24 protein-coding genes are annotated in these 23,412 nt (G+C 68.5%); 7 read left to right on the plus strand and 17 right to left on the minus strand.

What is annotated here, in order from left to right:
- Positions 1 to 954, minus strand: a 954-nt coding sequence (locus ACLJQ7_RS05225; protein ID WP_410647019.1) for an IS1380 family transposase, incomplete at its 3' end; no start/stop codon positions are given.
- Positions 955 to 1,253: 299 nt separating this feature from the next.
- Positions 1,254 to 3,065: a Xaa-Pro dipeptidyl-peptidase gene (locus ACLJQ7_RS05230; protein ID WP_410647020.1), complete on the minus strand. Its 1,812-nt coding sequence runs from the start codon at positions 3,063 to 3,065 to the stop codon at positions 1,254 to 1,256.
- Positions 3,066 to 3,147: 82 nt separating this feature from the next.
- On the opposite strand from ACLJQ7_RS05230, the gene ACLJQ7_RS05235 reads away from it, so the two are divergent.
- The gene (locus ACLJQ7_RS05235; RefSeq protein ID WP_410647021.1) at positions 3,148 to 4,713 is read left to right on the plus strand and encodes a DUF4139 domain-containing protein; all 1,566 of its coding nucleotides are present in this window, start codon (positions 3,148 to 3,150) and stop codon (positions 4,711 to 4,713) included.
- Between the two features lie 84 nt (positions 4,714 to 4,797).
- On the opposite strand, the gene ACLJQ7_RS05240 is transcribed toward ACLJQ7_RS05235, so the two are convergent.
- Genes ACLJQ7_RS05240 through ACLJQ7_RS05250 form a run of 3 tightly spaced genes read right to left on the minus strand, consistent with a single transcriptional unit; the run spans position 4,798 to position 6,688 of the window.
- Complete coding sequence (locus ACLJQ7_RS05240) at positions 4,798 to 5,229, minus strand: CBS domain-containing protein (RefSeq protein ID WP_410647022.1); 432 nt, start codon at positions 5,227 to 5,229, stop codon at positions 4,798 to 4,800.
- A 47-nt stretch (positions 5,230 to 5,276) separates the two neighbouring features.
- Complete coding sequence (locus tag ACLJQ7_RS05245) at positions 5,277 to 5,759, minus strand: hypothetical protein (protein ID WP_410647023.1); 483 nt, start codon at positions 5,757 to 5,759, stop codon at positions 5,277 to 5,279.
- The gene (locus tag ACLJQ7_RS05250) at positions 5,756 to 6,688 is read right to left on the minus strand and encodes a neutral zinc metallopeptidase (protein ID WP_410647024.1); all 933 of its coding nucleotides are present in this window, start codon (positions 6,686 to 6,688) and stop codon (positions 5,756 to 5,758) included. The genes ACLJQ7_RS05245 and ACLJQ7_RS05250 overlap by 4 nt, the downstream gene beginning before the upstream one ends.
- A gap of 85 nt (positions 6,689 to 6,773) precedes the next feature.
- On the opposite strand from ACLJQ7_RS05250, the gene ACLJQ7_RS05255 reads away from it, so the two are divergent.
- Complete coding sequence (locus tag ACLJQ7_RS05255) at positions 6,774 to 8,780, plus strand: prolyl oligopeptidase family serine peptidase (RefSeq protein WP_410647025.1); 2,007 nt, start codon at positions 6,774 to 6,776, stop codon at positions 8,778 to 8,780.
- A 46-nt stretch (positions 8,781 to 8,826) separates the two neighbouring features.
- On the opposite strand, the gene ACLJQ7_RS05260 is transcribed toward ACLJQ7_RS05255, so the two are convergent.
- Complete coding sequence (locus ACLJQ7_RS05260; protein WP_410647026.1) at positions 8,827 to 9,141, minus strand: DMT family transporter; 315 nt, start codon at positions 9,139 to 9,141, stop codon at positions 8,827 to 8,829.
- On the minus strand, positions 9,141 to 9,788 hold the full coding sequence (locus ACLJQ7_RS05265) for an FMN-dependent NADH-azoreductase (RefSeq protein ID WP_410647027.1): 648 nt from the start codon (positions 9,786 to 9,788) through the stop codon (positions 9,141 to 9,143). The genes ACLJQ7_RS05260 and ACLJQ7_RS05265 overlap by 1 nt, the downstream gene beginning before the upstream one ends.
- Positions 9,789 to 9,880: 92 nt before the next feature.
- On the opposite strand from ACLJQ7_RS05265, the gene ACLJQ7_RS05270 reads away from it, so the two are divergent.
- A complete protein-coding gene (locus tag ACLJQ7_RS05270; RefSeq protein ID WP_410647028.1) occupies positions 9,881 to 10,468 on the plus strand; it encodes a TetR/AcrR family transcriptional regulator in 588 nt (195 codons plus the stop codon).
- On the opposite strand, the gene ACLJQ7_RS05275 is transcribed toward ACLJQ7_RS05270, so the two are convergent.
- Positions 10,469 to 10,867 (minus strand): SRPBCC domain-containing protein, encoded by a 399-nt coding sequence (locus ACLJQ7_RS05275; protein WP_410647029.1) that lies wholly within the window; start codon positions 10,865 to 10,867, stop codon positions 10,469 to 10,471.
- 25 nt (positions 10,868 to 10,892) lie between these two features.
- Here ACLJQ7_RS05275 and ACLJQ7_RS05280 point away from each other — a divergent pair, with 25 nt between their 5' ends.
- Positions 10,893 to 11,480 (plus strand): CGNR zinc finger domain-containing protein, encoded by a 588-nt coding sequence (locus tag ACLJQ7_RS05280; RefSeq protein ID WP_410647836.1) that lies wholly within the window; start codon positions 10,893 to 10,895, stop codon positions 11,478 to 11,480.
- A gap of 18 nt (positions 11,481 to 11,498) precedes the next feature.
- Positions 11,499 to 12,548 (plus strand): DUF2293 domain-containing protein, encoded by a 1,050-nt coding sequence (locus tag ACLJQ7_RS05285; RefSeq protein WP_410647030.1) that lies wholly within the window; start codon positions 11,499 to 11,501, stop codon positions 12,546 to 12,548.
- Here ACLJQ7_RS05285 and ACLJQ7_RS05290 read toward each other — a convergent pair.
- Entirely contained in the window at positions 12,466 to 13,089 is a 624-nt protein-coding gene (locus ACLJQ7_RS05290) for a hypothetical protein (RefSeq protein ID WP_410647031.1), read from the minus strand. The two genes, ACLJQ7_RS05285 and ACLJQ7_RS05290, sit on opposite strands and share 83 nt — an antisense overlap.
- A gap of 17 nt (positions 13,090 to 13,106) precedes the next feature.
- Positions 13,107 to 14,180 (minus strand): ImmA/IrrE family metallo-endopeptidase, encoded by a 1,074-nt coding sequence (locus tag ACLJQ7_RS05295; RefSeq protein ID WP_410647032.1) that lies wholly within the window; start codon positions 14,178 to 14,180, stop codon positions 13,107 to 13,109.
- 122 nt (positions 14,181 to 14,302) lie between these two features.
- Here ACLJQ7_RS05295 and ACLJQ7_RS05300 point away from each other — a divergent pair, with 122 nt between their 5' ends.
- Positions 14,303 to 14,659: a DoxX family protein gene (locus ACLJQ7_RS05300; protein ID WP_410647033.1), complete on the plus strand. Its 357-nt coding sequence runs from the start codon at positions 14,303 to 14,305 to the stop codon at positions 14,657 to 14,659.
- Here the strand turns inward: ACLJQ7_RS05300 and ACLJQ7_RS05305 are convergent.
- The 5 genes from ACLJQ7_RS05305 to ACLJQ7_RS05325 form a co-directional block, all read right to left on the minus strand.
- Positions 14,647 to 14,895, minus strand: a complete 249-nt coding sequence (locus ACLJQ7_RS05305) for a hypothetical protein (protein WP_410647034.1) — start codon at positions 14,893 to 14,895, stop codon at positions 14,647 to 14,649. The two genes, ACLJQ7_RS05300 and ACLJQ7_RS05305, sit on opposite strands and share 13 nt — an antisense overlap.
- Before the next feature lie 57 nt (positions 14,896 to 14,952).
- Positions 14,953 to 15,261 (minus strand): hypothetical protein, encoded by a 309-nt coding sequence (locus ACLJQ7_RS05310; RefSeq protein WP_410647035.1) that lies wholly within the window; start codon positions 15,259 to 15,261, stop codon positions 14,953 to 14,955.
- 79 nt (positions 15,262 to 15,340) lie between these two features.
- Complete coding sequence (locus ACLJQ7_RS05315) at positions 15,341 to 18,157, minus strand: vitamin B12-dependent ribonucleotide reductase (RefSeq protein ID WP_410647036.1); 2,817 nt, start codon at positions 18,155 to 18,157, stop codon at positions 15,341 to 15,343.
- A 34-nt stretch (positions 18,158 to 18,191) separates the two neighbouring features.
- A complete protein-coding gene (nrdR, locus tag ACLJQ7_RS05320) occupies positions 18,192 to 18,680 on the minus strand; it encodes a transcriptional regulator NrdR (RefSeq protein ID WP_037304189.1) in 489 nt (162 codons plus the stop codon).
- Positions 18,681 to 18,979: 299 nt separating this feature from the next.
- On the minus strand, positions 18,980 to 19,474 hold the full coding sequence (locus tag ACLJQ7_RS05325) for a LysM peptidoglycan-binding domain-containing protein (RefSeq protein WP_410647037.1): 495 nt from the start codon (positions 19,472 to 19,474) through the stop codon (positions 18,980 to 18,982).
- Between the two features lie 317 nt (positions 19,475 to 19,791).
- Between ACLJQ7_RS05325 and lexA the strand changes: the two genes are divergently transcribed.
- Entirely contained in the window at positions 19,792 to 20,508 is a 717-nt protein-coding gene (gene lexA, locus ACLJQ7_RS05330) for a transcriptional repressor LexA (RefSeq protein ID WP_410647038.1), read from the plus strand.
- An 84-nt stretch (positions 20,509 to 20,592) separates the two neighbouring features.
- Here lexA and ACLJQ7_RS05335 read toward each other — a convergent pair whose 3' ends face one another.
- The gene (locus ACLJQ7_RS05335; protein ID WP_410647039.1) at positions 20,593 to 21,606 is read right to left on the minus strand and encodes a hypothetical protein; all 1,014 of its coding nucleotides are present in this window, start codon (positions 21,604 to 21,606) and stop codon (positions 20,593 to 20,595) included.
- A 349-nt stretch (positions 21,607 to 21,955) separates the two neighbouring features.
- The gene (hflX, locus tag ACLJQ7_RS05340; RefSeq protein ID WP_410647040.1) at positions 21,956 to 23,392 is read right to left on the minus strand and encodes a GTPase HflX; all 1,437 of its coding nucleotides are present in this window, start codon (positions 23,390 to 23,392) and stop codon (positions 21,956 to 21,958) included.
- Positions 23,393 to 23,412 lie beyond the last annotated feature (20 nt).

A 23,412-nucleotide genomic window follows, 5' to 3' on the forward strand; every position in this document is an offset into this window, starting at 1 on the left:
GTGGAACAACTCGCCCTGGTCGTTTCGGGTGAATCTCGGGGTGCGGCGGACCAGCAACCGTGCGGTGATCTCGCGTCCGGGGTTCTCGGTGACATTGGTGAACGCGGTCAGGGTGGTTTCGGCGATCTCGGCCTGGGTGATCATTTCCCCGGTCTCCGGTGCGGGGATCGGGCGCCGGTAGGCGATCGTGGTCCAGGCGTCCTCATCGATCCGGTCGATCACCGCTGTCACCGCCGTGTTTTTCCGGGCGGTGACCGAGAAATAGGCGCCCGCCTTGCGGGCCGCGGCGATGACCGGGCCGGTGAAGAACGCTGAATCCGCGCGGACCACGATCGTCCCGGTCGCCCCGGCCCGGCGCGCCAGCCGGATCGCCTCGGTGACCATCGACGCCGCCCCGCGACGGGAATCAGCGTTCCCGCCCCGCAGCCGCGCGGTCAGGATCACCGGCGCGCAGACCGGGCTGGAGAGGGTGGCGACCAGGTGGTTCAATCCGCGGACTCCGTTATAGGCGAACCCGCTGCCCTGCTTGGCATGCCCGTAGGTTTCTTTGATCTTGGAATCGATGTCAACAAACGCCAGCTGCTCGACGCCGGCCAGCAGCGACGGCACCCGCCCGGCCAGCCGGACCAGGGCCTCGGCGGTCGCGGACGCGAGCTGACGGACATGACCATGGGTGAACCCCCGCAACCACGAACCACACGTCGACGGCGCACGCAGACCGGTGAACAACCGGTGCATCCCGCCATGCCGGATCACGTCCAGATCCTCGATCGAGTCCGCCCCGGCCACCATGCCCGCCACGACCGACAACGCTTTCGCGCCCGGGTTCGCGCCGACCGGAATCCCCAGGTCAACCCGGTCTTCGATCAACCCGGCAAGATCAACATCCTCGGTCAGCCGCAACACCGGCACCAGCCCCGCGCACGACACGAGACCCGCATCATCGAACCTCACCGACACCGACCCGGCAGCATGAGATGATCGCATCCAGCAGATGCCCTCTCGCTCAATGGATTTTGTTCCGTCGCAAGAACAATCATCCCAAGCCAGAGGGCATCTGCCCCACCACGACACAACCCACCACCACAATTCACCGGTGGATCCAGGTTGGAGGTTGCGAAAGTGGCTTTCGCAACACGCCCCTCGGCCTCGACGGCGCCACGGGCACATCGGCGACGTAGTGAAGGCCTCCTTCCTTACCTTGAAGGTAGGGAAGGAGGCCTTCACGGACATCGCGCGTTAGACGGGCCAGCTCAGCCGAAAGCGGCGCGCAGCGCGGGCTTGCCGCCCGCCACCGGCAGCACCAGCGAAGTGCGGTTCAGCTCGACCGAGACACCGGCGCCCGGCTTCGGCCGGAGCGTGTAGTCGTGGTCGCTGGAGGCCACCAGGAACTCGATCTTGTGCCCGGCCGCGAGCAGATAGTCCTTCGCGACCAGTTCCACCTCGACCTTGTAGTTCTCACCGGGGGTGATCGGGTCGGTGCGAGCGGGGTCGCGCCGGTTCTGCGGGTCGGTCCAGCCTCGGGTGATCACCTTCGCCGTCCCGTCCGGAGCGCGGTCGAGGAGCACCGCGGTCACGTTCGTGGCCGGCTTGTCGAAGGACAGCGACAGGTCGGTCTTCACGGTTCCGGAAAGCCGCACGGGCTGCTTCGCCGCGGTGGTCGAGTACAGCAGCCGGTTACCCGACGACGTCGCGGCGGCGAGCTGTTCGATCGTCTTGCTCGCGTCGTCCGCCAGCGTCTCGACGGCGGCCTTGCCCGGAACGGGATTGCGCGTGTCGAGCTTGCCCTTCGAGGAGCCGCCGGGCCACGGGTAGAGCTTCACGTCCTGGGTGCCGGGCAGCGGCCACTCCGGCTCGTCCACCCACGACTTGTCCTCGCGCTGGATGGTGGCCTTCGGCTCGCGCTCGATGCCGTTGTCCACGTCGTAGAGGTAGTGCGACATCCACTTGTTGAGCGTGGCGAGCCAGACGTCGCGGCGGAGGCTGTACGGATCGGAGTGCCCGGCCTGGTGCAGCCAGATCTTGTGCTCGACACCGCGCGCCTTGAGCATCTCGTACCAGCGGGTGCCCTGGTCGGTCTTGACGTTCCAGTCGCCGAGGCCGTGCACCACGAGCACCGAGGCCCGCACCTTGTTCACGTCGTTGCGGTAGTTCCGTGCGTCCCAGAAGGCGCTGTAGTCACCGGTCACCCGGTCCTGGTCGACCGCGATCCGGTCGATCAGCGGACGGCAGACCGCGCGATCCTGGCGCGTGTGGACGTAGTCCGCGAGCACGTCCGCGTCCTCGCCCTGGAACCCGCCGGCCGCGACGACGGCACCGTCGTTGCGGTAGTAGTCGTACCAGCTGGAGATCGCCGCGATCGGGACGATCGTCTCCAGCCCTTCGACGCCCGTGCTGGCCACGGCGTTGGGCAGCGTCCCGTTGTAGGACACACCCATCATGCCGGTCTTTCCGGTGCTCCAGTCCGCGACCGCGGCCTTGCCCGCCGCGTCGCGTGCCGTCGCGCGGCCGTTCAGCCAGTCCACAATGGACTTCGCGCCGATGGTCTCGTTGACGTCGCCGCTGCTCGGGCAGCCGGTGGACTGGCCGCTGCCGAGCGACTCCCCGTACACCACGGCGAAGCCGCGGGCGGTGAAGTAGTCCTGGTAGCGCCAGCTGATCGGCGCCGCGTTCGGGCCGACGGTCTTCGTCGCGATCCGCGGGCCAGCCGGGGCACGCTTCGCGCCGGGCACGTACAACTCGACGTCGACGTTGTGGTTCGCGACGTCGTTGCCGCCCGCGTAGTACGGGCTGGCCTGGTAGACGACCGGGACCTTCATGCCCTGCTGCGTCGCGCGGGGCCGCACCACTTCCGCGTGCACGAGGTCGTCCTTGCCGTCACGGTCGCTGTCGACCGGCGCGGTGACCCAGACGTTCTCCCGGATGACGTCCGCCGGGTCGAACACCGGCTGGGCTTGGCCGTCCTTGAAGACCGGCGCCGGCGGCGCGTCGGCCTGGGCGGGCAACGCCGTCGCCGGAAGGACCAGGACGGCGGTGAACAGGGCAGCGAGCCTGGCGACTCTCACAGGACCCCCAATGGCGGGCGGGCAAGACCCAGCTGAGGTTTCCGGCCACCCGAACAGGTGTCAAGAGACTAACGTCGGAGGCATGCCGAGCGCACTGGAAGCACCGATCGTCGCCGTCACCGTCTACCCGCACCACGCCCGGATCACCAGACGGGCGTCGGCTGCCCTCGACGGCGAAACGCGCTTCGCCTTCGCCGGTCTGCCGTGGAACCTGGACACCGACTCGGTCCGCGTCACCGGTTCCGGCCCGGCGGTCATCGCCGGGGTCGACGTCGCCGTCGAGCGTCATCCCGCGCCCGCGGACGCCTCCCTGCGCGCGCTGACCGAGCAACGGCGCGCCGATCAGGCGGTGGTCGACGAGGTCGCGGACGCCGTCGCCGCGGAGACCGCGAAGGTCGATTTGCTGACCGGGCTAGCGACACGCAGCGGCAAGAGTTTCGCGAAGGCGCTCGCGGCGGGTACGGCGGAGCCGCCCCGGGTCGCCGAGGTCACCGACGCGCTCGGCACGCAATTGGCCGAGGCGCTCGGGAAGCGCCGCGAACTCGGCATCCGCCTCGCCCGGCTCCGTGACGACCTCAAGGCACTCGACCGCGAGATCGAGGCTAAGCAGGGAACGTCCGAAGTGGACAGCGCGACGGTCACGGTCGAGCTGGAGCCCCAGGAGGACGGCGCGGAGATCGGCCTGGAGCTGTCCTATGTGGTCGCGAACGCGAGCTGGGAGCCGGCTTACGACGTGCGTGTCCGTGGTGAGGACGTCTCGGTGACCTGGTACGGGCGGATCACCCAGCACACCGGTGAGGACTGGCCGGAATGCGAACTGGCCCTGTCCACCGCGCGACCGGCGAACACCGTCGAGGTGCCGGAACTCGATCCGTGGTTCCTCGACCGCGTGCCGGAGTTCAAGCCGTCGATGGCACGCATGGCGTACGGCAGTGCCTCGCCCGCGGGCGGCGGGATCCCGGAGTCGGTGGGCATGCCGGCTCCCGCCGCACCCCCGATGGCGGCGCGGACCGCGTCCGTCGAACAAGGCACCACCGCGGTCACCTACCGGCCCGGCCGCCCGGTGGCGGTCCCCTCGGGGGCGCAAGGGCACCGCACGACGCTCGCGCAGCTGGAGCTGACCGCGAAACTGGGTTACGTCACCGCTCCGGTGGTGTCGCCGGAGGCGTTCCTGCGGGCGACCGTGGTCAACACGTCGGAGCACACGTTGCGGCCGGGCAAGGCGTCGGTGTTCCACGAGACGGAGTTCGTCGGCACCACGCGGTTGGACGTCTGGGCGCCGGGTGAGGAACTCGAACTCGCCCTCGGCGTGGACGACCGGATCCGGGTCGAGCGGGAACTCGCGCACCGTACGGCGAGCAAGGCGACGCTGTCCGGGGTCCGCAAGCGGGAAGCCGCCTACACCACGACGATCGTCAACCACAGCCCGCGCGAAGCCGTCGTGACGGTGCTGGACCAGGCACCGGTCTCCCGGGACGACGCGATCACCGTCCGGGACGTGCGCACCGTGCCGGAGCCGGTGGAGCGGACCGAGCTGGGCGAGTTCACCTGGCGGCTGACGCTTGCTCCGGGCGCGAAGGGCGTCGTGACGCTCGGGTACCGGGTGGATGTCGCGAAGGGGGTCGAGCTGGCGGGGTGGCGGGAGTAGCCGTCCCTCGCGGATGCCATGAAAGGTCCTTTCCTTGCAAATTTTGCAAGGAAAGGACCTTTCATCGCACGTGCCGGACCGAGATCAGCCCTGCGAGATGTACGCCTCCAGCTGTTCCTGGCTCTTCTCCAGCTGCTCCATCCGGGTCTTCACGACGTCGCCGATGCTCACGATCCCCGCCAGCCTGCCGTCCACCAGGACCGGGACGTGCCGGATGCGGCGTTCGGTCATCAGGACCGACAGCTGATCGACCGAGTCCTCGGGGGTGCAGCTCGCGACCATCTTCGTCATGATCGCGGACACCGATCCGTCGAGCAGCTGGGGCCCGCGCTCGTTGAGCCGTCGCACCACGTCCCGTTCGGAGACGATCCCGACGATCCCGCCCTCGTCGTCGACGACCACCAGGGCGCCGACGTTGTGCTCCGCCAGTCTTTCGAGCAGTTCGGTGACGTTCGTCTCCGGCGAGACGGTCGCGACGGCCGCCCCCTTTGTCCGCAACAGATCGGAAATCCGCATACGCGCTCCTCCCGGATGGGTGACCTGAGTCACTCCAGGTTATGGCTTCACCGCCCTGCGCGAAAGTCCGGAGAGTCCGGTTCGATACCGAGCCTGGTCGCGAGCGCGTCGTACGCCTGGATGATCCCGGCGCCGTACGGGTCGTCGCCGAGCGCGCCGAGGGTGCGCCGCCCGAGCTCCCACTGGGCCTTCGCGGCCTCGTGATCACCGAGTTTGCGGTGGTCCTCGGCGAGGTTCAGGTGCAGCGACGGGTAGAACCCGCGCACGGCCAGCGTCGCGTGATACTCCTTGGCGCGTTCGTCGGTGAGCGAATCGGCCGCCGCGAGGGCGCGGAGATCCCAGACGAGTTCGTCGGCCGGATCGTCGCAGACGTCGGCCATGTAGTGCGCGAGCGCGCACCGGTGCAGCGGGTCGCCGTCCTCGCCGATCCGTTTCCACAACGCCGCGAACCTCTCGCGCGCGCCGGCCCGGTCACCGGAGATGTGCAGCTGAAGGCCGGTGTTGATCTCGGCCATCACGTCGTCGGTCATTTGACGTCCGAGGCCGGGGCCGCCCAGGTGTTGCACGCCGACGTCGTCTTCCCGGAGTACCCGGCCTTCGCCCATTTCAGCTGGTTACGACGGCTGCCGTGGGTGTCGCTGTCGTCGGCGCGGCCGTAGTCGTCGAGGGCGGCGTTGGCCAGCGACCTGCTGATCGAGCCACGACCGGCGGCCGCCGCCAGGGCGAGCGCGCCGAAGCAGTTCGCCTGCAGTTCGATGCGGCGGACCAGTTCCTTGTCGGCGGGAGAGTTCTCCTCCGGCGACGACATCTTCTCCGCGGCCGCCGACAGGATCCCGCTGGAACGCTGGACGTGATGCCCGTACTCGTGGGCCATCGTCGCGAGGTGACGGGACCGCTCGAGGCCCGCGTCGCCCAGCATCCACTGGGTCGGCGCGTAGATCGTGGTGTCGCCACCGCAGTAGTAGGCGACGGCCTCGTTCTCGCCCGGCGCCTTCCCGCAGGCGCTGGTCTCGGGCAGCGTCACCTGCACGGAAACCGTCAGCGCCGGCTCGTTCGCCTGGTCCAACGCGGGTTTCCAGGCTTCGGCCAGACACGACACGAACGTCTTGTAGTACGTCTCCAGTTTCGCGGGCTCGCGGCTGATCGCGGGCAGCCGGCAGGTGACCGCGCCGAGCGCGACGCCGTCCGCCAGCAGCGGGTTCGTCTCGAGTTCCCGCACCTCCTTGGGAGCGGGCTTCGCGTTCCCGGCCGGCGCCTTGGCCCCTTCCGAGGTGTACGCGCCGGGCACCGGGAGGGCCCGGCCCTCGACCGTTCGCGGTCCGCCCGCCATCGCCATGCCGGTGGTGGTCAAGGCGGCGACGATGAGCAGACCGATCACGGCGTTCCCCGTGCCACGCGGCTTTTCCGGACGAGGCGGCGAAGGCGCGAACGGTCTGGGTACCTCGTCGGTGCCGGTCATCGTGTCCCCCAAACGTGCGAGTCCACAGCATACGGAATGCCACACCTGGTGGCGCCGGGATGGAGCACCCGGCGAGACTGTCAGCATGAGTGACGAGGACCCGTACCTGTGGCTGGAAGACGTGACCGGCGAAGACGCGCTGGACTGGGTGCGAGCCCACAACGCCGAGGCTCTGGCGGAACTGGCGGGCGGCGAGCGATTTGCCGGGATCCGCGACGAGGTCCGCGAGGTCCTCGACGCCGACGACCGGATCCCGTACATCCGGCGCCGCGGCGAATACCTGTACAACTTCTGGCAGGACTCGGCCAACCCCCGGGGTCTGTGGCGCCGCACGACCCTGGAGCAGTACCGGCACGACACACCGGAGTGGGAACTCCTCCTCGACGTCGACGCGCTGGCCGAAGTCGAGGGCGAGAACTGGGTGTGGCAGGGCGCGGCCGTCCTCCGCCCGGGTTATGACCGGGCGCTGGTCGAACTGTCGAGGGGCGGCGCCGACGCGACAGTCGTCCGCGAGTTCGACCTCGGCGAGCGCCGTTTCGTCGAAGACGGGTTCTTCGTGCCCGAAGCCAAGACCAGGATCGGCTGGATCGACCGCGATCGGGTTTACGTCGGCACCGATTTCGGTCCGGGGACGCTGACCGATTCGGGCTATCCGAGGCTGGCGAAGGAATGGCGGCGCGGCACCCCGCTCGAAGAGGCGACGGTGGTCTTCGAGGGCAAGGCGGACGACGTCTCGGTGTCCGCCCACCACGATCCGACCGGAGGCTGGGAGCGTGACTTCGTCTACCGGTCGATCGACTTCTACCGCACGGAAAGGTATGTGCGGACGGCCGCTGGGCTCGACCGCATCGAGGTCCCCGAAGACGCGCAGACGTCTTCGCACCGCGAGTGGCTGCTGATCCGGCTTCGCTCGGACTGGACCGTCGAAGGCACGACGTACCCCTCCGGCGCTCTGCTGGCCTGCGGGTTCGACGCGTTCATGGCGGGCGAGCGCACTTTCACGACCCTGTTCACGCCGGACGCGCACACGTCCCTGGAGTACTGGGTGTGGACGCACAATCACCTGCTGCTCTCGACCCTGTCCGACGTCCGGACGGAACTGCGCGTGCTCACGCCGTCCGAGGGCTGGACCTCGGGGCCGCTCGCCGGCGCGCCGGAATTGGGCACCGCGCAGATCACCGGCACCGACCCCGACGTCAGCGACGAGTACCTGCTCGATTCCAGCGGCTACACCCAGCCGTCGACGCTGAGCTACGGGCACGTCGGGGGCGACGTCGAGGTCCTCAAGCGCGCTCCGGCGTTCTTCGACAGCGAGGGCATGACGGTCTCGCAGTACTTCGCGACCTCCGAAGACGGCACGAAGATCCCGTACTTCGTCGTACGCCCCTCCGGCGCCGAAGGCGGGCCGACGCTGCTGACCGGCTACGGCGGCTTCGAGGTCTCACTGACCCCCGGCTACAGCGGCATCATCGGCCGCGGCTGGCTCTCGCGCGGCGGCACCTACGTCGTCGCGAACATCCGCGGCGGCGGCGAGTACGGGCCGGATTGGCACACCTCGGTGACGAAAGCCAAGCGGTACAAGGTGTACGAGGACTTCTCCGCTGTCGCCGCCGACCTCGTCGAGCGCGGCATCAGCGAGCCCGCGCGCCTCGGCATCCAGGGCGGCAGCAACGGCGGGCTGCTGATGGGTGTCATGCTGACGCGCTATCCGCACCTGTTCGGCGCGATCGTGAGCCAGGTGCCGCTGCTGGACATGAAGCGGTACCACAAGCTCCTCGCGGGCGCGTCGTGGATGGCCGAGTACGGCGACCCCGACGATCCGGCGGAATGGGATTTCATCGGGAAGTACTCGCCGTACCAGAACGTCCACGCCGGACGCGAGTATCCGCCGGTCCTGTTCGTCACCTCCACCAGGGACGACCGCGTGCATCCCGCGCACGCCCGCAAGATGGTCGCGCGGATGCTGGAGCAAGGGCATGACGTGCGGTACCACGAGAACATCGAGGGCGGGCACGGCGCGGCGGCCGACAACGAGCAACTGGCGTTCAAATGGGCGCTGATGCTCGAATTCCTGTGGGAGAAGCTCGCCTGACCCGCCGGGAAGGGGACTTTCCGGCTCGAAAGTCCCCTTCCCGAGGTCACTCCGCGACCTTCGCCAGCACCACCCCGCCGACGATCAACGCCATCGCGGCGAACCGGCCGAAGCCGAGCGGATCCTTGTGGATCACGATGCCGAACACGATCGCGCCCACCGCGCCGATGCCGGTGAAGACGGCGTACGCGGTCCCGACCGGCAGCGAATCCATCGCCTTCGACAGCAGGTAGACCGCGGCGACGCCGAGCACGAAGCACAGCACGGTCGGCCAGAACCGGGTGAAGTTCTCCGTCGGCTTGATGCTCTGCGACCAGGCGACCTCGACGGCTCCCGCCAGCAGCAGGATTCCCCAGCCCATCAGGCTTCCCTTCCGGCCTTTTCGACGCCGAGGAGGGCTTGTTCCCGCGACGCGATCCGCTCGGGATCACGCGCGCTCAGCAGCGGGTCGACGAGAGCGTTCGTCAGTTCGGAGTTCAGGAACGTGACGTCCCGGACGTCGTAATGCCCGGCGAAGAAGTCGCGCAGGTACCGCTCGTGGTGGTCGACCGGCTCTCGCGGCGTGCCGGGCAGGTAGGTGCCACCGCGCGCTCCCGCGACCACGAAAGCCTTGCCCGCCAAGGACATCTTCGGGAACGTGACCTGGTCGATCCACAGCTTGAGGGTCGCGGGGATCGAGAAGTTGTACATCGGCGCCCCGATCAGCACGACGTCGGCGGCGAGCAGTTCGGCCAGCAGCGGCTCGATGACCGCCCAGGCCTCGCGCTGCTCCGGCGTCTTCACCACCGAGGCGTAACCGGCCGGATCGGTGATCCCGGCCTGGAGGAGGGCGTCGCAGATCTCGGTCCAGGCCTTGCCGATCGGCGGCACCGGATCGGCGGCGACGTCGCGGTAGGTATAGCCCGCGCCCGGGTTCGCGGCACGCCAGACCTCGGCGAAGCGAGCACTCAACTCGCGGGAGAAGGATGCGCTGCGGGCACTGGAGTCGAGGTGGAGAAGGTGGCTCATCGGGCCTCCCGGACCAGGAAGTGGACACGGCGTCCACTTGCTTCGCCGGGTACAAGTGGACGCCGCGTCCGGATATTCCCTAGGCTGCGAACATGCCGACGGAAGATCTGCTCGCGAACGGCCTGGGACGGGAACGCTCGGACGCCGCCCGCAACCGAGCGAAGATCCTGAAGGCCGCCGAAGAGCTCTTCGCGGCACGCCCGGCGGCGGACGTCACCATGGAGGACATCGCCCAAGCGGCCGGAGTCGGCCGGGCGACGCTGTACCGCCGCTACCCGGACCGCTCGGCGATCGCCGTCGCCTTGCTGGACGAGCACGAGCGGAAACTACAGGAGCGGCTGCTCACCGGCCCTCCCCCGCTGGGCCCCGGCGCACCGCCCGCCGAGCGGCTGGCCGCGTTCTACGCGGCGATGATCGGGCTGCTCACCCGGCACGCCCATCTCGTCCTCGGCACCGAGGTCGGGCATTCGCGCTTCACCAGCGGGCCGTACCGGCTGTGGCGCACCCACGTCCGCCACCTCGCCGAGCAGGCGAGAGCGAAGGATCCGGACGCGCTCGCCGACCTCCTGCTGGCGCCACTCGCCGCGGACGTGTTCCTCCATCAGACGGGCGAACTCGGCCTGAGCGCGGAACGGATCACCGACGCTCTGGCCGAACAGGCGCGGCGAGCGCTCGCCTGATCAGCCGGCGAGGCCGTCGACGACGAGCTTCATCACGGACTGCCAGTGCTCACGCTGCGCGGCGCGCTCTTCCGGGCCGACGAGCCGCTCCTGATGGAAGACCACGACCGTCTTGCCCGGCCCGGCCGGCCGGAGCCCCACCTGGACCGTGCTCTCGTGATCCCAGTCCTTTGGACGCCAGGTGAGGCGGATCTTCTCCTGTTCGCGGTAGCCGCAGACCTCGCCGACGGTGCCCTCGGTCGTCTCGTACGGCGCGCCCTTCTCCGGCTCCAGCCGCACGTCACCCAGCCAGGCCGCCAGGCCCGGACCCGAGATGTACTCCCACACCTGCTCCAGCGGATACGCCACCGTCTTGGACACGCCGATCTCCCAGCCCGCGTCCTTCGTCTCGCCGATCATCACGCCTCCGCCGTAACCGTCTTACCTGGTTTCTGGAACCGACGCCCAGGGTGAGCGGTACCGGTTCGATCCGGGCAGCCTCAGCCTCGAGCTCCTGCTGACCGGCGGTCCGGGACCGTACGAGCGCTACGAAATCGCGCACACTCCGTCCGCCCTCGCCGAGTGGTTCACCGGCTCCAGGCTGGCGCTGACCGCTCCCCTGACCGACGTCCGGATCCGGCCCGCCGAGCTCACCGCGCTCAAGGAACTCCGGGACACCCTCTATCGCGTCGCACCCGCGCTCGCCCGTGGTGAAAGGCCGTCGGACGACGATCTCGCCCTGCTGAACAGCGGGACCGCGGAGATCCCGAGGCCGCTCGTCGACCCGAAGACACGAAAGCTCGCCTGGGCGCCGCCCGTCACCGGGAAACAACTCCTCGGCGCCGTCGCCCGCGACGCCATCGGCCTCGTCGCGGGTGAACGATCCGGCCGCGTCCGCGAATGCTCCGCCGACGACTGCTATCTGCTGTTCTTGGACACCTCTCGGTCGGGCAACCGCCGCTGGTGCTCGATGGAGCGCTGTGGCAACCGCGCCAAGATCCGGGCCTCCCGGGCCCGCACCGAAACCGCGTGATCGCTAGGATTCCCCGCGATGCAGGGTGAGACGAAACTGGAACAGCGCGTCGTCGAGACGGCGGAAAAGCTGCTGGCCAAACGGAAATCGGTGACCGCGCTCGACATCCTGAGCGGTATCGGCTGGCTGCCGGAGAACGTGCTCAAAAGCTGGCAGCAGGGCCGGATCCCCGACCTGTCCACCGCCTTGTCGGTAAGTGCGGAGAAACTGGAGTTCGCCCTCGGCGCGCTTCACCGGTGGACACGGGAGAAGGCCCTCGAAAGCTCGGAGATCGAGCATGTCGGCGCGACCCGCGACCGGGCGGTCCTCCGGGTGACTTCGGGTGAACTGGCCGGTCTCGAACCGCTGTTCCGGACGCAGTGGCTCATGCCGAGACTGTCCGAAGCCAAACGTGCGCAAGTCCTCGCCCGGCAACGGAAAGCGCCGGATCTCGTCGTCTCCGTGGCGCTGAAGGACTGGACGTGCGCCGACTGCGGCGGCACCGGCGACCTGCTGTTCATGGAGAACGAGAAGCCGCACTGCCTCGACTGCGCCGACCTGGGCCACCTGGTCTTCCTGCCCGCCGGCGACACCGCCCTGACCCGCCGGGCCAAGAAGGCGAGCCGCCTTTCCGCCGTGGTCGTGCGCTTCAACCGGTCACGGAAGCGCAGTGAGCGGCAAGGGCTTCTGGTCGAGGAAGCGGCGCTGCGCGGCGCCGAGGAACAATGCCTCGCCGACGAGGACGTCCGGGAACGACGCCGCGGCCGGGATCGCGAACGCCGCGCCCACGAAGACGTCGAGTTCACCGCCCGGTTCCACACCGCGATCACGGAGTTGTTCCCCGGCTGCCCGCCGGAGCGGGCCCGCGCCATCGCCGAACACGCGGGCCAACGCGGCAGCGGCCGGGTGGGGCGGTCGGCCGCCGGGCGGGAACTGGCCGAACGAGCGGTGTTCCTCGCCGTCGTCGCCTCGATCCGGCATCTGGACACCGAGTACGACGACCTCCTCATGGCGGGCGTGGAACGGCAGGCCGCCCGCGACCGCATCCGCCCTGCCATCGACGCGGTGCTCGAACGCTGGCGGTCCTGACCGCTGTCACGTTCCGGGAGCGGGCCTCACAACAGTCCCTGAACACGAGCCCAGTCGCCGAACTCGCGCCGGTGCAAGGCAGCCGCATGCCTGTGTCCCGAACGGAGTCGATGAGGTTTCCAGCGGCGACCTCGGTCAGCTTCCCATCCCGGCAGGCCCGCGCCAGGAGCCAGATCGTTCCGTGAACCTCCAGGCCGTACCGCCTGGCCACCCGGAGCGCGGCCTGGTCATCGGTGATCGCCGTACAGTCCTCCAGCTCCGCCACCGCGAAAACGCTTGCCTCGCCACGATCCCGCTCGCCCGCCCCGATCCTTTCCGCCCACTTCACGAAACATTCGAGTTCGCGGATCGTGTCGAGCCGGTGCACTTTGATCCATTCGAGGGTCAAAGCGTCCTGAAGGGCAGGAAGAGCCGCCGAGCCGAGGCGCAGTTCCTGGATGACCACGTAGGTAGTACGACATTCATCGGAGACCAGCAGGTCCCGAAGGACGTCCAGCCGATCGGCGCGCGCGAAATGGTTCAGGCACATCGCGTCGAGCACCAGGGGACGAGAAGCGGTCACGAGCCGCTACCCGTTTCGACCTCCGGCAGATCCTCGATCTCGACCTCTCCGTGCAGGAGCTCGACGGCTCTCGCAGGCGTGACGAAGTGCTGCCGCAAAGCCTCCATCACCGCGTGGGCGTATGCGGGAGGAACCCGTACCCCCTCGAGGTCAGGCTGCGGAACCCAGCCGACGGCATCCCTGAGCTCCGCCCTCGTCGGCGCGTCGGAGAACCATTTGGTCAGTCGCTCTCCCTTGAGCAGACCGACGTGGCCGGCCTGGCGTACGGTAAGTGACCACGAAGTGCGGAAGACGGCGGACAGCTTGATCAGTTCGCCTCGTAGATCGCTCTTCACCACCTGCTCCAGCACGCCGGACGGAAGCAGGAACTCCGCCGCGAACGCGTCGATGACACGTTCCCTCTCTTCGCGAGAAGTCGATACACCGAGATCGGTCGAGTATTCGTCCCCCAGCACCAAGTGCCCCAACTCATGGGCGGCGGTCGCCCGGCGCCTGCCCGGATCGGCCAGCCTGCTGACCACGGACACGCCGAAATCCCCGTCCATCAGCGACGCCCCGTCGCCGGGGAGGTCCGACACCAGGACGTACTGCCCTGCTCGTTCACACTCCGCCATCAGTGTCCGGATCGGCTCTTGTCCGAGGTCATGCCTGTTCCTGAGCCACAAGGCAGCCTCCCGGGCACCCTGCGGATCCTTGACGGTTCTGTCGTACACCGCCGCCTTGCCCGGTTTGAGGAGGCCGAGGGCGATGACTTGGCGAAGGTCGTCCAGCCAGGCCATCAGCTTGGCCTCCAGCCGGTAGGAGTCCCTGGAGAGGGCACTGTCCGTGTCATCGACCAGGCTGGTCCGCCGCGACAGCACCACCGGCTGCTCGCGAAGGAAGTGGCCCATGGGCACCTTCAGTGCGGCAGCCAGCTTCGCCAGCTCGAGCGCATCGATCTGTCGTCCCCCGGACTCGATCTTGGCGATCTTCGTGCGCTCCAAACCGACAGCGCTCGCCAAACCGGCTTGCGACATACCCGCCGCCAACCGGCTCTCCCGGACGCGCTCGCCCACCTCAGTCCATTCCACCGGACCAGTGTGGTGCGATTTTCGCACATTCGTCAAGTCGGAGACCTGTCACCTGCGAAACGATCTCGAACCGATCACCCTGACCGCTGTCACGTTCCGGAAGCGGACCTCGTCCAGTGGGCATGTTCACCGCATATCTCATCGTGGCCATCGTGACGATCGTGCTCAACGCCGGGGCGGCGATCGCCGATTTCGTGTCCGCCCCGTTCGTTCTCAAGAACTCCGCCGCGGTCGACGTACCCCGTTCCTGGATCGTTCCCCTGGGCCTCGCGAAAGCCGCGGGCGCGGCGGGCCTGATCCTCGGCCTTTTCGGGGTGCCGTACCTCGGGGCCGCGGCGGCCGCCGGGCTCGTGCTGTTCTACATCGGCGCGGTCCTCGCCCACGTGCGTGCCCGCATCTTCCGCAGCATGGCCATCCCCGGCAGTCTGCTCGCGCTGGCCGCGGTCGTCCTGCTCCTGGATCTCGCTCAGGCCAGGTAGGGCCCGAAGTGCTCGGCGACGACGTCCGCGACCGCCTCGGCGTCTTCCGAACCGTCGACCCGCAGTACGCGGATGCCGAGCTCATTCGCGGTGCGGACGGCGTCCTCGGCGACGAGCCGATCCCGGTCGATCCGATTGCGCTGCGCGCGTTCGGGATCGCTGACCCGGTGCGCCACCGCGGCGGCCCGGGGCAGGACGCGAAGCTGGCGCTCACGGAAGCCATCCGTGGGAACCATCACGATCATGCGCCGCGGTGAATCCAGCGGCGGCGCGACCAATTCCGGGCGCAACCCTCAGCCTTCGGCGAGAATCGGGCGTCCGGAGACCAGCGCGCGCAGGTCGTCCAGAGCCCATTCGAACCGCAGCGGGAAACCGGCGATCGTGTCGGTGGCCATCTGTTCGGGAGTGGTGTCCACCCAGACGGTCTCCGGGTCGGGATCCGCGGCGAACAGTCCACTATGGACATGGTCGGCGATGCGGCGGTAGACGGTGATGCCGTAGCGGTACGCGAGCAGACGGGAGACGGTGGACTTTCCCGCCCATAGGCCGCCGCAGATCCACAAGGCTCGGCCGAGCGTGCCGAAAGGATCAACGATGGTCACGCACACGCCTCCAGTGTCATGAAAGGGTCGTTCAGGACATCTATCGCCCTGAACGACCCTTCATGACATTCGCTGTGCCCTAGCTGCAGCCGGAGGTGGCGCCGCACCCTTCACACGCGTAGCACGAACCGGCGGGCCGCATCTTGGTGCCGCAGGTCATGCAGAGCGGCGCGTCGGAGGCGGTGCCGAGGTTCAGTTCGACCAGCTCCGCCGTCGAATGCGCCACCTTGGCCGGCTCCGCGGCGGAAGAGTCCACAGTGGACCGAAGGGCGTCGAGGTCGACGTTCTCCGGTTCGACGGCGGGTGCCGTGCCGTAGTTCGCCTCGACCTGTGCCGAACGTTCGTCGGCGGTGAAGATGCCGAGCTGCGAACGCTTTTCGTAGGGCAGGTAGTCCAGTGCCAGCCTGCGGAACAGGTAATCCATGACGCTGGTGGCGATGCGGATGTCGGGGTCGTCGGTCATGCCGGCGGGCTCGAAGCGCAGGTTGGAGAACTTCGAAACGTAGAACTCCAGCGGGATCCCGTGCTGCAGGCCGACGGAGATCGACATCGAGAACGCGTCCATCACGCCCGAGAGGGTCGATCCCTGCTTGCCGAGCTTCACGAAGATCTCGCCGAGGCCGTCGTCCGGATACGAACCGGCGTGCAGGTAGCCCTCCGCGCCACCGACGGTGAACGACACCGTCTGGCTCGGGCGCTTCTTCGGCAGGCGTTTGCGGACCGGCCGGTACTCGACGACCTTTTCCGCCTCGGGCTCGGCCTTCTCCTTCTTACCGGTGGACAGCGGCTGGCCGACCTTGCAGTTGTCGCGGTAGATCGCGAGCGCCTTGAGGCCGTACTTCCAGCCCTGGAAGTAGATCTCCTCGACCTCTTCGACGGTCGCCGACTCCGGCATGTTGACCGTCTTGGAGATCGCGCCGGACAGGAACGGCTGCACGGCGGCCATCATCCGGACGTGCCCCAGCGGCGCGATGGACCGCTCCCCCACCGCGCAGTCGAACACCTCGTAGTGCTCCTGGCGCAGGCCGGGAGCGTCGACGACGTGACCGTGCTGCGCGATGTACTCGACGATCGCTTCGATCTGCTCGCCCTGGTAGCCGAGCGCGGCCAGGGCGCGCGGGACGGTCTGGTTGACGATCTGCATCGAGCCGCCGCCGACCAGTTTCTTGAACTTGACCAGCGAGAAGTCCGGCTCGATGCCGGTCGTGTCGCAGTCCATCATGAAGCCGATGGTGCCGGTGGGCGCGAGCACCGAAGCCTGCGCGTTACGCCAGCCGCCCTTCTCGCCCAGCTCGATGCCGCGCTTCCATTCCTGGGTCGCGAGCGCGCGGACCGCGGCGTCGTTCGAGTGGTAGGTCCGCACCAGTTCGTTGGCGGCGGCGTGCTTGCGCATGACCCTCTGGTGCGCCTCGGCGTTGCGCGCGTAGCCCTCGTACGGGCCGACTGCCACGGCGAGTTCGGCCGAGCGCCGATACGAGACGCCGGTCATCAGCGACGTGATCGAGGCGGCGAGCGCGCGGCCGCCCTCCGAGTCGTACGCGTGCCCGAGCGCCATCAGCAAGGCACCGAGGTTCGCGTAGCCGATACCCAGCTGGCGGAACTTGCGGGTGGTGTCGCCGATCGCCTCGGTCGGGAAGTCGGCGAAGCAGATCGAGATGTCCATCGCGGTGATGACCAGCTCGACGGCCTTCGCGAACAGCGGCGCGTCGAAACCGCCGTCCTCGGTGGCGAACTTGAGCAGGTTCAGCGAGGCGAGGTTGCAGCTGGAGTTGTCCAGGTGCATGTACTCCGAGCACGGGTTGGACGCGGTGATCCGGCCCGATTCGGGGCAGGTGTGCCAGTCGTTGATCGTGTCGTCGTACTGCAGGCCCGGGTCGGCGCATTCCCAGGCCGCCCGCGCGATGGTGCGGAACAGCTTCTTGGCGTCGACCCGGTCGATGACCTCGCCGGTCGTCCGGGACCGCAGGCCGAAATCGCCCTGGGTCTCGACGGCCTGCATGAACTCGTCGGAGACGCGGACCGAGTTGTTCGCGTTCTGGTACTGGACGGACGCGATGTCCGAACCGGAAAGGTCCATGTCGAACCCGGCGTCGCGGAGGACCTTGATCTTCTTCTCTTCGCGGGCCTTGGTCTGCACGAACTCCTCGACGTCCGGGTGATCGACGTCGAGCACGACCATCTTCGCCGCGCGCCGGGTGGCGCCACCGGACTTGATGGTGCCCGCGGAGGCGTCGGCGCCACGCATGAAGGAGACCGGGCCGGACGCGGTGCCGCCGGAGGACAACAGCTCACGCGAGGAACGGATGCGGGAGAGGTTCAGGCCGGCGCCGGAGCCGCCCTTGAAGATCAGGCCCTCTTCGCGGTACCAGTTGAGGATCGACTCCATGGTGTCGTCGACCGAGAGGATGAAACACGCCGAAACCTGCTGCTTCGACGTCGTGCCTACGTTGAACCAGACCGGCGAGTTGAAGCTGAACACCTGGTGCAACAGCATCCAGGTCAGCTCGTGATCGAAGACCTCGGCGTCGGCGGGGCTCGCGAAGTAGCCGTGTTCGCGACCGGCGTTCACATAGGAGCGGACGACGCGGTCGATCAGCTGTTTGAGGCTCTGCTCGCGCTGAGGTGTGCCGACGGCGCCGCGGAAGTACTTGCTGGTGACGATGTTCGTCGCGTTGACCGACCAGAAGCCGGGGAACTCGACACCGCGCTGTTCGAAGTTGACCGTACCGTCGCGCCAGTTCGTCATCACGACGTCCCGGTTCTCCCAGGTGACCTGGTCGTACGGGTGGACGCCCTCGGTGGTGAAGACACGCCGGACGGTGAGCCCGCCTGCCTGTTTCTTCTTCCCGCTCGTCCGCGTTGTGGCCGGGTTACCTGTTCCCACGGTCTCGGTCATGGGTCTTTCCCTCACTCCCACGCGGGAGGCGGCATCAGCCGTCTTTCGCGTCTTGATCGCTCTCGTCCGGTGCGGCAGCCATGGCCTCACGAAGGTCCGAGATCTCCTTCTCGAAGTCCTCGACCGAGGAGAAGGAGCGGTAGACACTGGCGAACCGGAGGTAGGCGACGCCGTCGAGTTCGCGCAGGGGGCCCAGGATCGCCAGGCCGACCTCGTGACTCGGGATCTCCGCCAGCCCCGCCGACCGGATCGATTCTTCGACCCGCTGCGCGAGCTGCTGCAGCGCGTCGTCGTCGACCGGCCTGCCCTGACAGGCGCGGCGCACCCCCCGGACCACCTTGTCCCGGCTGAACTGCTCGGTGACCCCGGATCGTTTGACGACGGCGAGCACCATCGTCTCCGAAGTGGTGAAGCGCCGGCCGCAAGCGGCGCACGAGCGCCTCCGCCGGATCGCCTGACCCTCATCCACCTCTCGGGAGTCGACGACCCGAGAGTCCGCATGCCGGCAGAACGGGCACCTCATCCGCCGATCACCTTCCCCTCCGCGCCGGCCGGCCCCGAATGGACGCCCGTCCCCGCCGCCACGCAACGACGAAAAGATCGACATGTGGATCGATCTGTGGACATCCGGTGGGTGAACACCGGCCAGCTGTGGACAACTGGTACCGAGTCTACCCCAAGCTATGGACCAACTACAGCCATGTAACTACTACATATAGCGGTGGAGACTAGAACGCAGGTCGGGCACACGCAAGCGCGACGGCCGGGCCGATCAGACACTGGTGAGGAGCTCACCCACGAGGGGTGAGAACGACATCGGAGTCACCTCCCGCCGTCCGCGATCTCGGCCGCGACCGGCACCGTGAGCGGCAGCCCGGGGACGAGAACGGCGTCTTCCAGGGAGTTGAGCTCCTTGATCTTGGCGACGACCGCGCCGGTGTCACTTCCTGGCGCGAAACGCGCCGCGAGATCGGACAGGGTCTCCCCCGCGGAAACGGACACCGTCGTGGTCCGTTCGGGCACCGCGGCGCCGGGAACCCCGGCCAAGAACAGACCCAATCCGGTGACGACCCCGGCGACGAGCAGGGCCATCCCGACGAGCGACGGCCACCTGAGCGGAAGCCGCCGCGGCGCCGGGCAAGCCGGAGAGACGGTGGCGACACCGGGACGGCGGCCCGCCACGACCCGCGCCCTGGTCGGCGGACGCAAGGGCTCGGCACGCCCGCCCCGCCCCACCCGCACGGGCCGGGTCACCCCTGCCGGAACGGACCTGGGGGAACTGGGCCGCACCAGTCCTCGATCGGCCAGAATCGACATCGGAACCTCCTCGCAACTCCTGCTGCGCTCGCGCCGGGCCGCGGCCCGGCGATCAAGATCGAACAGGCGTTCTATCGAACGCCCGTGCGAATGTGTACCACCTCCCACCGACAAAAATCGAGCGACACGGCGTGTCCATCGAACAGATGTTTGAAATCGTCGTCCCGGCGGGCTAACGTCGTTGACCAGGGCGTCTGCTGCGCGGACGCCGCCGGTGCCGTGGGCGGGAAGATCGTCCGCCACCGGCGAAGACACGCGAAGTCGGTCCGGGCGACCGGACGTACTGGGAGGCGACGCAGAGATGAAGGAGCGATACGGTGGCTAAGGAGAGCAAGGCGGGGAACGCGCCTAGGCGCTCGGGCAAGGTGCGCGCCTTGCCCGAGGTCTACGAGGTGGACGAGACCCTGACCGTGCGACAGCAGCAGGTGCTCGACGTGATCAAACTGTGGGTGAGCCGGTTCGGCTACCCGCCGAGTGTGCGTGAGATCGGCGAGGCGGTCGGGCTGACCTCCACTTCGTCGGTGTCGCACCAGTTGCAGGCCCTGCAGCGCAAGGGTTATCTGCGACGCGACCCGAACCGCCCGCGTGCGGTGGGGGTGCTCGCCGCGACCGACGACAACCCGATGGGCATCGACGTCGAGCAGCCGCAGTCGGCCGCGAAGGCCGCGTACGTGCCGCTCGTCGGCCGGATCGCCGCCGGTGGACCGGTGCTGGCGGAGCAGGCGATCGAAGACGTCTTCCCGCTGCCGAGGGAGATCGTCGGCGAGGGTGAGCTCTTCCTGCTCAGCGTCACGGGTGACTCGATGGTCGACGCCGCCATCACCGATGGCGACTGGGTCGTCGTGCGCCAGCAGCCCACGGCCGATCCGGGCGAGATCGTGGCCGCGATGATCGACGGTGAGGCGACGGTCAAGACGTTCAAGCGCAAGGACGGCCACATCTGGCTGATGCCGCACAACGAGGCGTACGAGCCCATCCCGGGTGACGACGCCACGATCCTCGGCAAGGTCGTCGCCGTTCTTCGCAGGCTGTAGTCCGGAGCCGGAGCACGCCGGGATCCCGGGTCACACGACCCGGGTCAGGCTCGGCAAGCTTCGGCAGACTCCTCGGCCTCTTGGTCAGGCGCGCCGCTTGCGCAGCCTGCCGACGAGGAGAAGGCCGCCGATCACGACGACCGCCGCGATCCCGACCTGCACGTACGGGAAGTCGGCCCCCTGGCCAGAGCCACCGGCCGCGGAGGTCCCGCCCGACGTGCGCCCCTCGGATTTCGCCGCGTCCACGGCGAGTGCCGCCGCGCCCTTCACCGCACGGATCTGCTCGCCGACGCCCTCCCCGCCGGACAGCAGCGTCCCGTCCGGGTCGAAGGCGATCGCCTCGCCCTGCTTCTCGTTCGGCAGGGGCACCCGCACGGGTTCGCGCTGCAGCGCACTCTTCAGATCTCCGTCGGTGACGGCGTAGAGATAGGCATCCGTGTAGGTGCGCAACGCGACCACCGAGCCGTCGGCCATCGAGGCCGCGCCGGTCACCGTCATCGAGCCGATGGACCCGACCGGTCCGCCCGGCGTCGAAGTCTCCTTGATCTGCAGCGACCCGACACTCTCCAGCGGCGTCGGGCCGGGGCTGGCGAGCGGCCCCGTCGGCCGGTACACCTTCGCGTCCCCGAAGACGTCCTTGGTGATCAGGTACGGCGTGCCCGAGCGGTCCATGATCAGCGCTTCGACGTCGTGCTGCCCGTCGGGGTAGGTGAGCCGGTGCAGCGTGGCCTTGCCCTGCGGGGTCAGCGAGATCAGCGCGACGGTGTCCCGCCGTTTGCGGTTGTCGCCGGTGTCGGAAAGCCAGAAGGTGCCGTCGGCGGTGCGGGCGAGATCCTCGGGGTCATACGGGTCCGTCGCGGCCGAGATGACCTTCTGGACTTTGCAGTCGCGGCCGAGGACGAAGACCTGCGTCTTGGTGCCGCCGTCGTTGAGGGCGTACAGGCGCTCGCCGTCGGAGACCAGGCCGGAAAGTTCACCGAGCCGGGAGTCGCTGTTCTTGCACACCGGCTGCGGCGCCGGGACCTCCTGCGCCAGGGCGGGAGCCGTCCCGCCGATGAACGCCGCCAGCACGACCGCGGCCGCGACAATCCCCCGCACATCCACCTCCGTACCGTGGAACCCCTGAAGCCCCACACTACGGAGACGTCCGGGACGGCGCGCAGTTCGGTGCGGATGCCGAGATGGGGCGGAATGTCGCGAAGGCCACTTTCAGCCACCAGCGATTGCGCGATGCCGGTGTCTTAGGCCGCACAAGTACATGAAGGGGTCCTTCACGTACTCGGCAAGCTGTGAAGGTCGAGTTTCCTCGGCTGAGCCGAGGGAAGGGGTCCTTCACGCGCCGCCGCTGTGACTGCTGGTGCTTGTGGGCCGTGTGTCGCGATCGTCGAATCCGTGAAGGCCTCCTTGAGGGACTCTGGGTCCCTCAAGGAGGCCTTCACGGACTTGGTTACAGAGCCGAGCCGTTCGTCTGGAAGTCGCTCAGCGCCGCGGCCAGTTCGGGCCTGCCGCGCACGACCAGGCGAGTACCGGTCTCGACGTGCTCTTCCTCCAGCACCTCGCCGTCGGCGTGGGCGCGGGAGACGAGTTCGCCCCGCGAGTACGGGATCAGCACCTCGACCACGATTTCCGGCCTCGGCAGCCGCTCGGCGATCACCTCGGCCAGCTCCGTGATCCCGGTGCCGGTTCGCGCCGACACCTGCACCGAACCGGCCAGCTGGTGCCGCAATCTGGCCAGCGACACCTCGTCGGCGGCGTCGGCCTTGTTGATCACCAGCAGCTCCGGCGGGAGCGGCTCGGAACGGCGCTTCGTGATCTCGGCGAGCACTTCGCGCACCGCGTTGACCTGCTCTTCCGGCGTCGGGTCGGAACCGTCGACGACGTGGACGAGCAGGTCGGCGCCGGCCGCCTCCTCCAGCGTCGAGCGGAACGCGTCCACCAGCTGGTGCGGCAGATGCCGGACGAAACCGACGGTGTCGGTCAGCGTGTAGGTGCGGCCGTCGGAGGTCTGTGCCCGCCGGGTCGTCGGATCCAGCGTGGCGAACAGCGCGTCCTCGACCAGCACCCCGGCGCCGGTCAGCGCGTTGAGCAGGCTCGACTTGCCGGCGTTGGTGTAGCCGACGATCGCGACGCTCGGCACCTCGTTGGCCACCCGCCGACCGCGTTTGGTCTCGCGGATGGTATCCATCGCGGCGATCTCACGGCGCAGCTTCGACACGCGCTTGCTGATCCGCCGCCGGTCGGTTTCGAGCTTCGTCTCACCGGGACCACGCAGGCCGACACCACCGTTGGCGCCGCCCGCCCGGCCACCGGCCTGCCGGGACAGCGCCGCACCCCACCCGCGAAGCCGCGGGATCAGGTACTGCAGCTGGGCCAGCTCGACCTGCGCCTTGCCCTCCTTGGAGCGGGCGTGCTGCGCGAAGATGTCGAGGATCAGGGCGGTGCGGTCGATGACCTTCACCTTGACCTTCTCCTCCAGCTGGCGCAGCTGGCCGGGTGAGAGTTCACCGTCGCAGATCACCGTGTCGGCACCGGTGGCCGTCACGATCTCGCGCAGTTCCTTGACCTTGCCCGAGCCGATGTAGGTGGCGGGATCCGGGCGGATCCGCCGCTGCACCAGGCCCTCCAGTACCTCGGAGCCTGCCGTTTCGGCCAGGCGGGCGAGTTCGGCGAGCGAGGCCTCGGACTGAAGGGCGCTGCCCTCGGTCCACACACCGACCAGAACGACGCGCTCCAGGCGCAACTGCCGGTATTCGACCTCGGTGACATCCGCGAGTTCGGTGGACAGGCCCGCTACCCGGCGGAGCGAGGCGCGGTCCTCGAGCTCCAGTTCGCCGGTCGATGGGTCCATGTCGTCGTTCAGATCGTTGTGTGTCAGTTCCGTCATCGTGCCTCCATGGTCCCACG

This window comes from Amycolatopsis sp. cmx-4-54 (assembly GCF_046548895.1).
In the GTDB taxonomy this organism is placed as follows: Bacteria; Actinomycetota; Actinomycetes; order Mycobacteriales; family Pseudonocardiaceae; genus Amycolatopsis.

Excerpts from the sequence above, each read along its gene's own strand:
- ACLJQ7_RS05235 (WP_410647021.1), top strand. The coding sequence starts at position 3,148 with ATGCCGAGCGCACTGGAAGCACCGATCGTCGCCGTCACCGTCTACCCG.
- ACLJQ7_RS05240 (WP_410647022.1), bottom strand. The coding sequence starts at position 5,229 with ATGCGGATTTCCGATCTGTTGCGGACAAAGGGGGCGGCCGTCGCGACC.
- ACLJQ7_RS05245 (WP_410647023.1), bottom strand. The coding sequence starts at position 5,759 with ATGACCGACGACGTGATGGCCGAGATCAACACCGGCCTTCAGCTGCAC.
- ACLJQ7_RS05250 (WP_410647024.1), bottom strand. The coding sequence starts at position 6,688 with ATGACCGGCACCGACGAGGTACCCAGACCGTTCGCGCCTTCGCCGCCT.
- ACLJQ7_RS05255 (WP_410647025.1), top strand. The coding sequence starts at position 6,774 with ATGAGTGACGAGGACCCGTACCTGTGGCTGGAAGACGTGACCGGCGAA.
- ACLJQ7_RS05260 (WP_410647026.1), bottom strand. The coding sequence starts at position 9,141 with ATGGGCTGGGGAATCCTGCTGCTGGCGGGAGCCGTCGAGGTCGCCTGG.
- ACLJQ7_RS05265 (WP_410647027.1), bottom strand. The coding sequence starts at position 9,788 with ATGAGCCACCTTCTCCACCTCGACTCCAGTGCCCGCAGCGCATCCTTC.
- ACLJQ7_RS05270 (WP_410647028.1), top strand. The coding sequence starts at position 9,881 with ATGCCGACGGAAGATCTGCTCGCGAACGGCCTGGGACGGGAACGCTCG.
- ACLJQ7_RS05275 (WP_410647029.1), bottom strand. The coding sequence starts at position 10,867 with ATGATCGGCGAGACGAAGGACGCGGGCTGGGAGATCGGCGTGTCCAAG.
- ACLJQ7_RS05285 (WP_410647030.1), top strand. The coding sequence starts at position 11,499 with ATGCAGGGTGAGACGAAACTGGAACAGCGCGTCGTCGAGACGGCGGAA.
- ACLJQ7_RS05300 (WP_410647033.1), top strand. The coding sequence starts at position 14,303 with ATGTTCACCGCATATCTCATCGTGGCCATCGTGACGATCGTGCTCAAC.
- ACLJQ7_RS05305 (WP_410647034.1), bottom strand. The coding sequence starts at position 14,895 with ATGGTTCCCACGGATGGCTTCCGTGAGCGCCAGCTTCGCGTCCTGCCC.
- ACLJQ7_RS05315 (WP_410647036.1), bottom strand. The coding sequence starts at position 18,157 with ATGACCGAGACCGTGGGAACAGGTAACCCGGCCACAACGCGGACGAGC.
- nrdR (WP_037304189.1), bottom strand. The coding sequence starts at position 18,680 with ATGAGGTGCCCGTTCTGCCGGCATGCGGACTCTCGGGTCGTCGACTCC.
- ACLJQ7_RS05325 (WP_410647037.1), bottom strand. The coding sequence starts at position 19,474 with ATGTCGATTCTGGCCGATCGAGGACTGGTGCGGCCCAGTTCCCCCAGG.
- hflX (WP_410647040.1), bottom strand. The coding sequence starts at position 23,392 with ATGACGGAACTGACACACAACGATCTGAACGACGACATGGACCCATCG.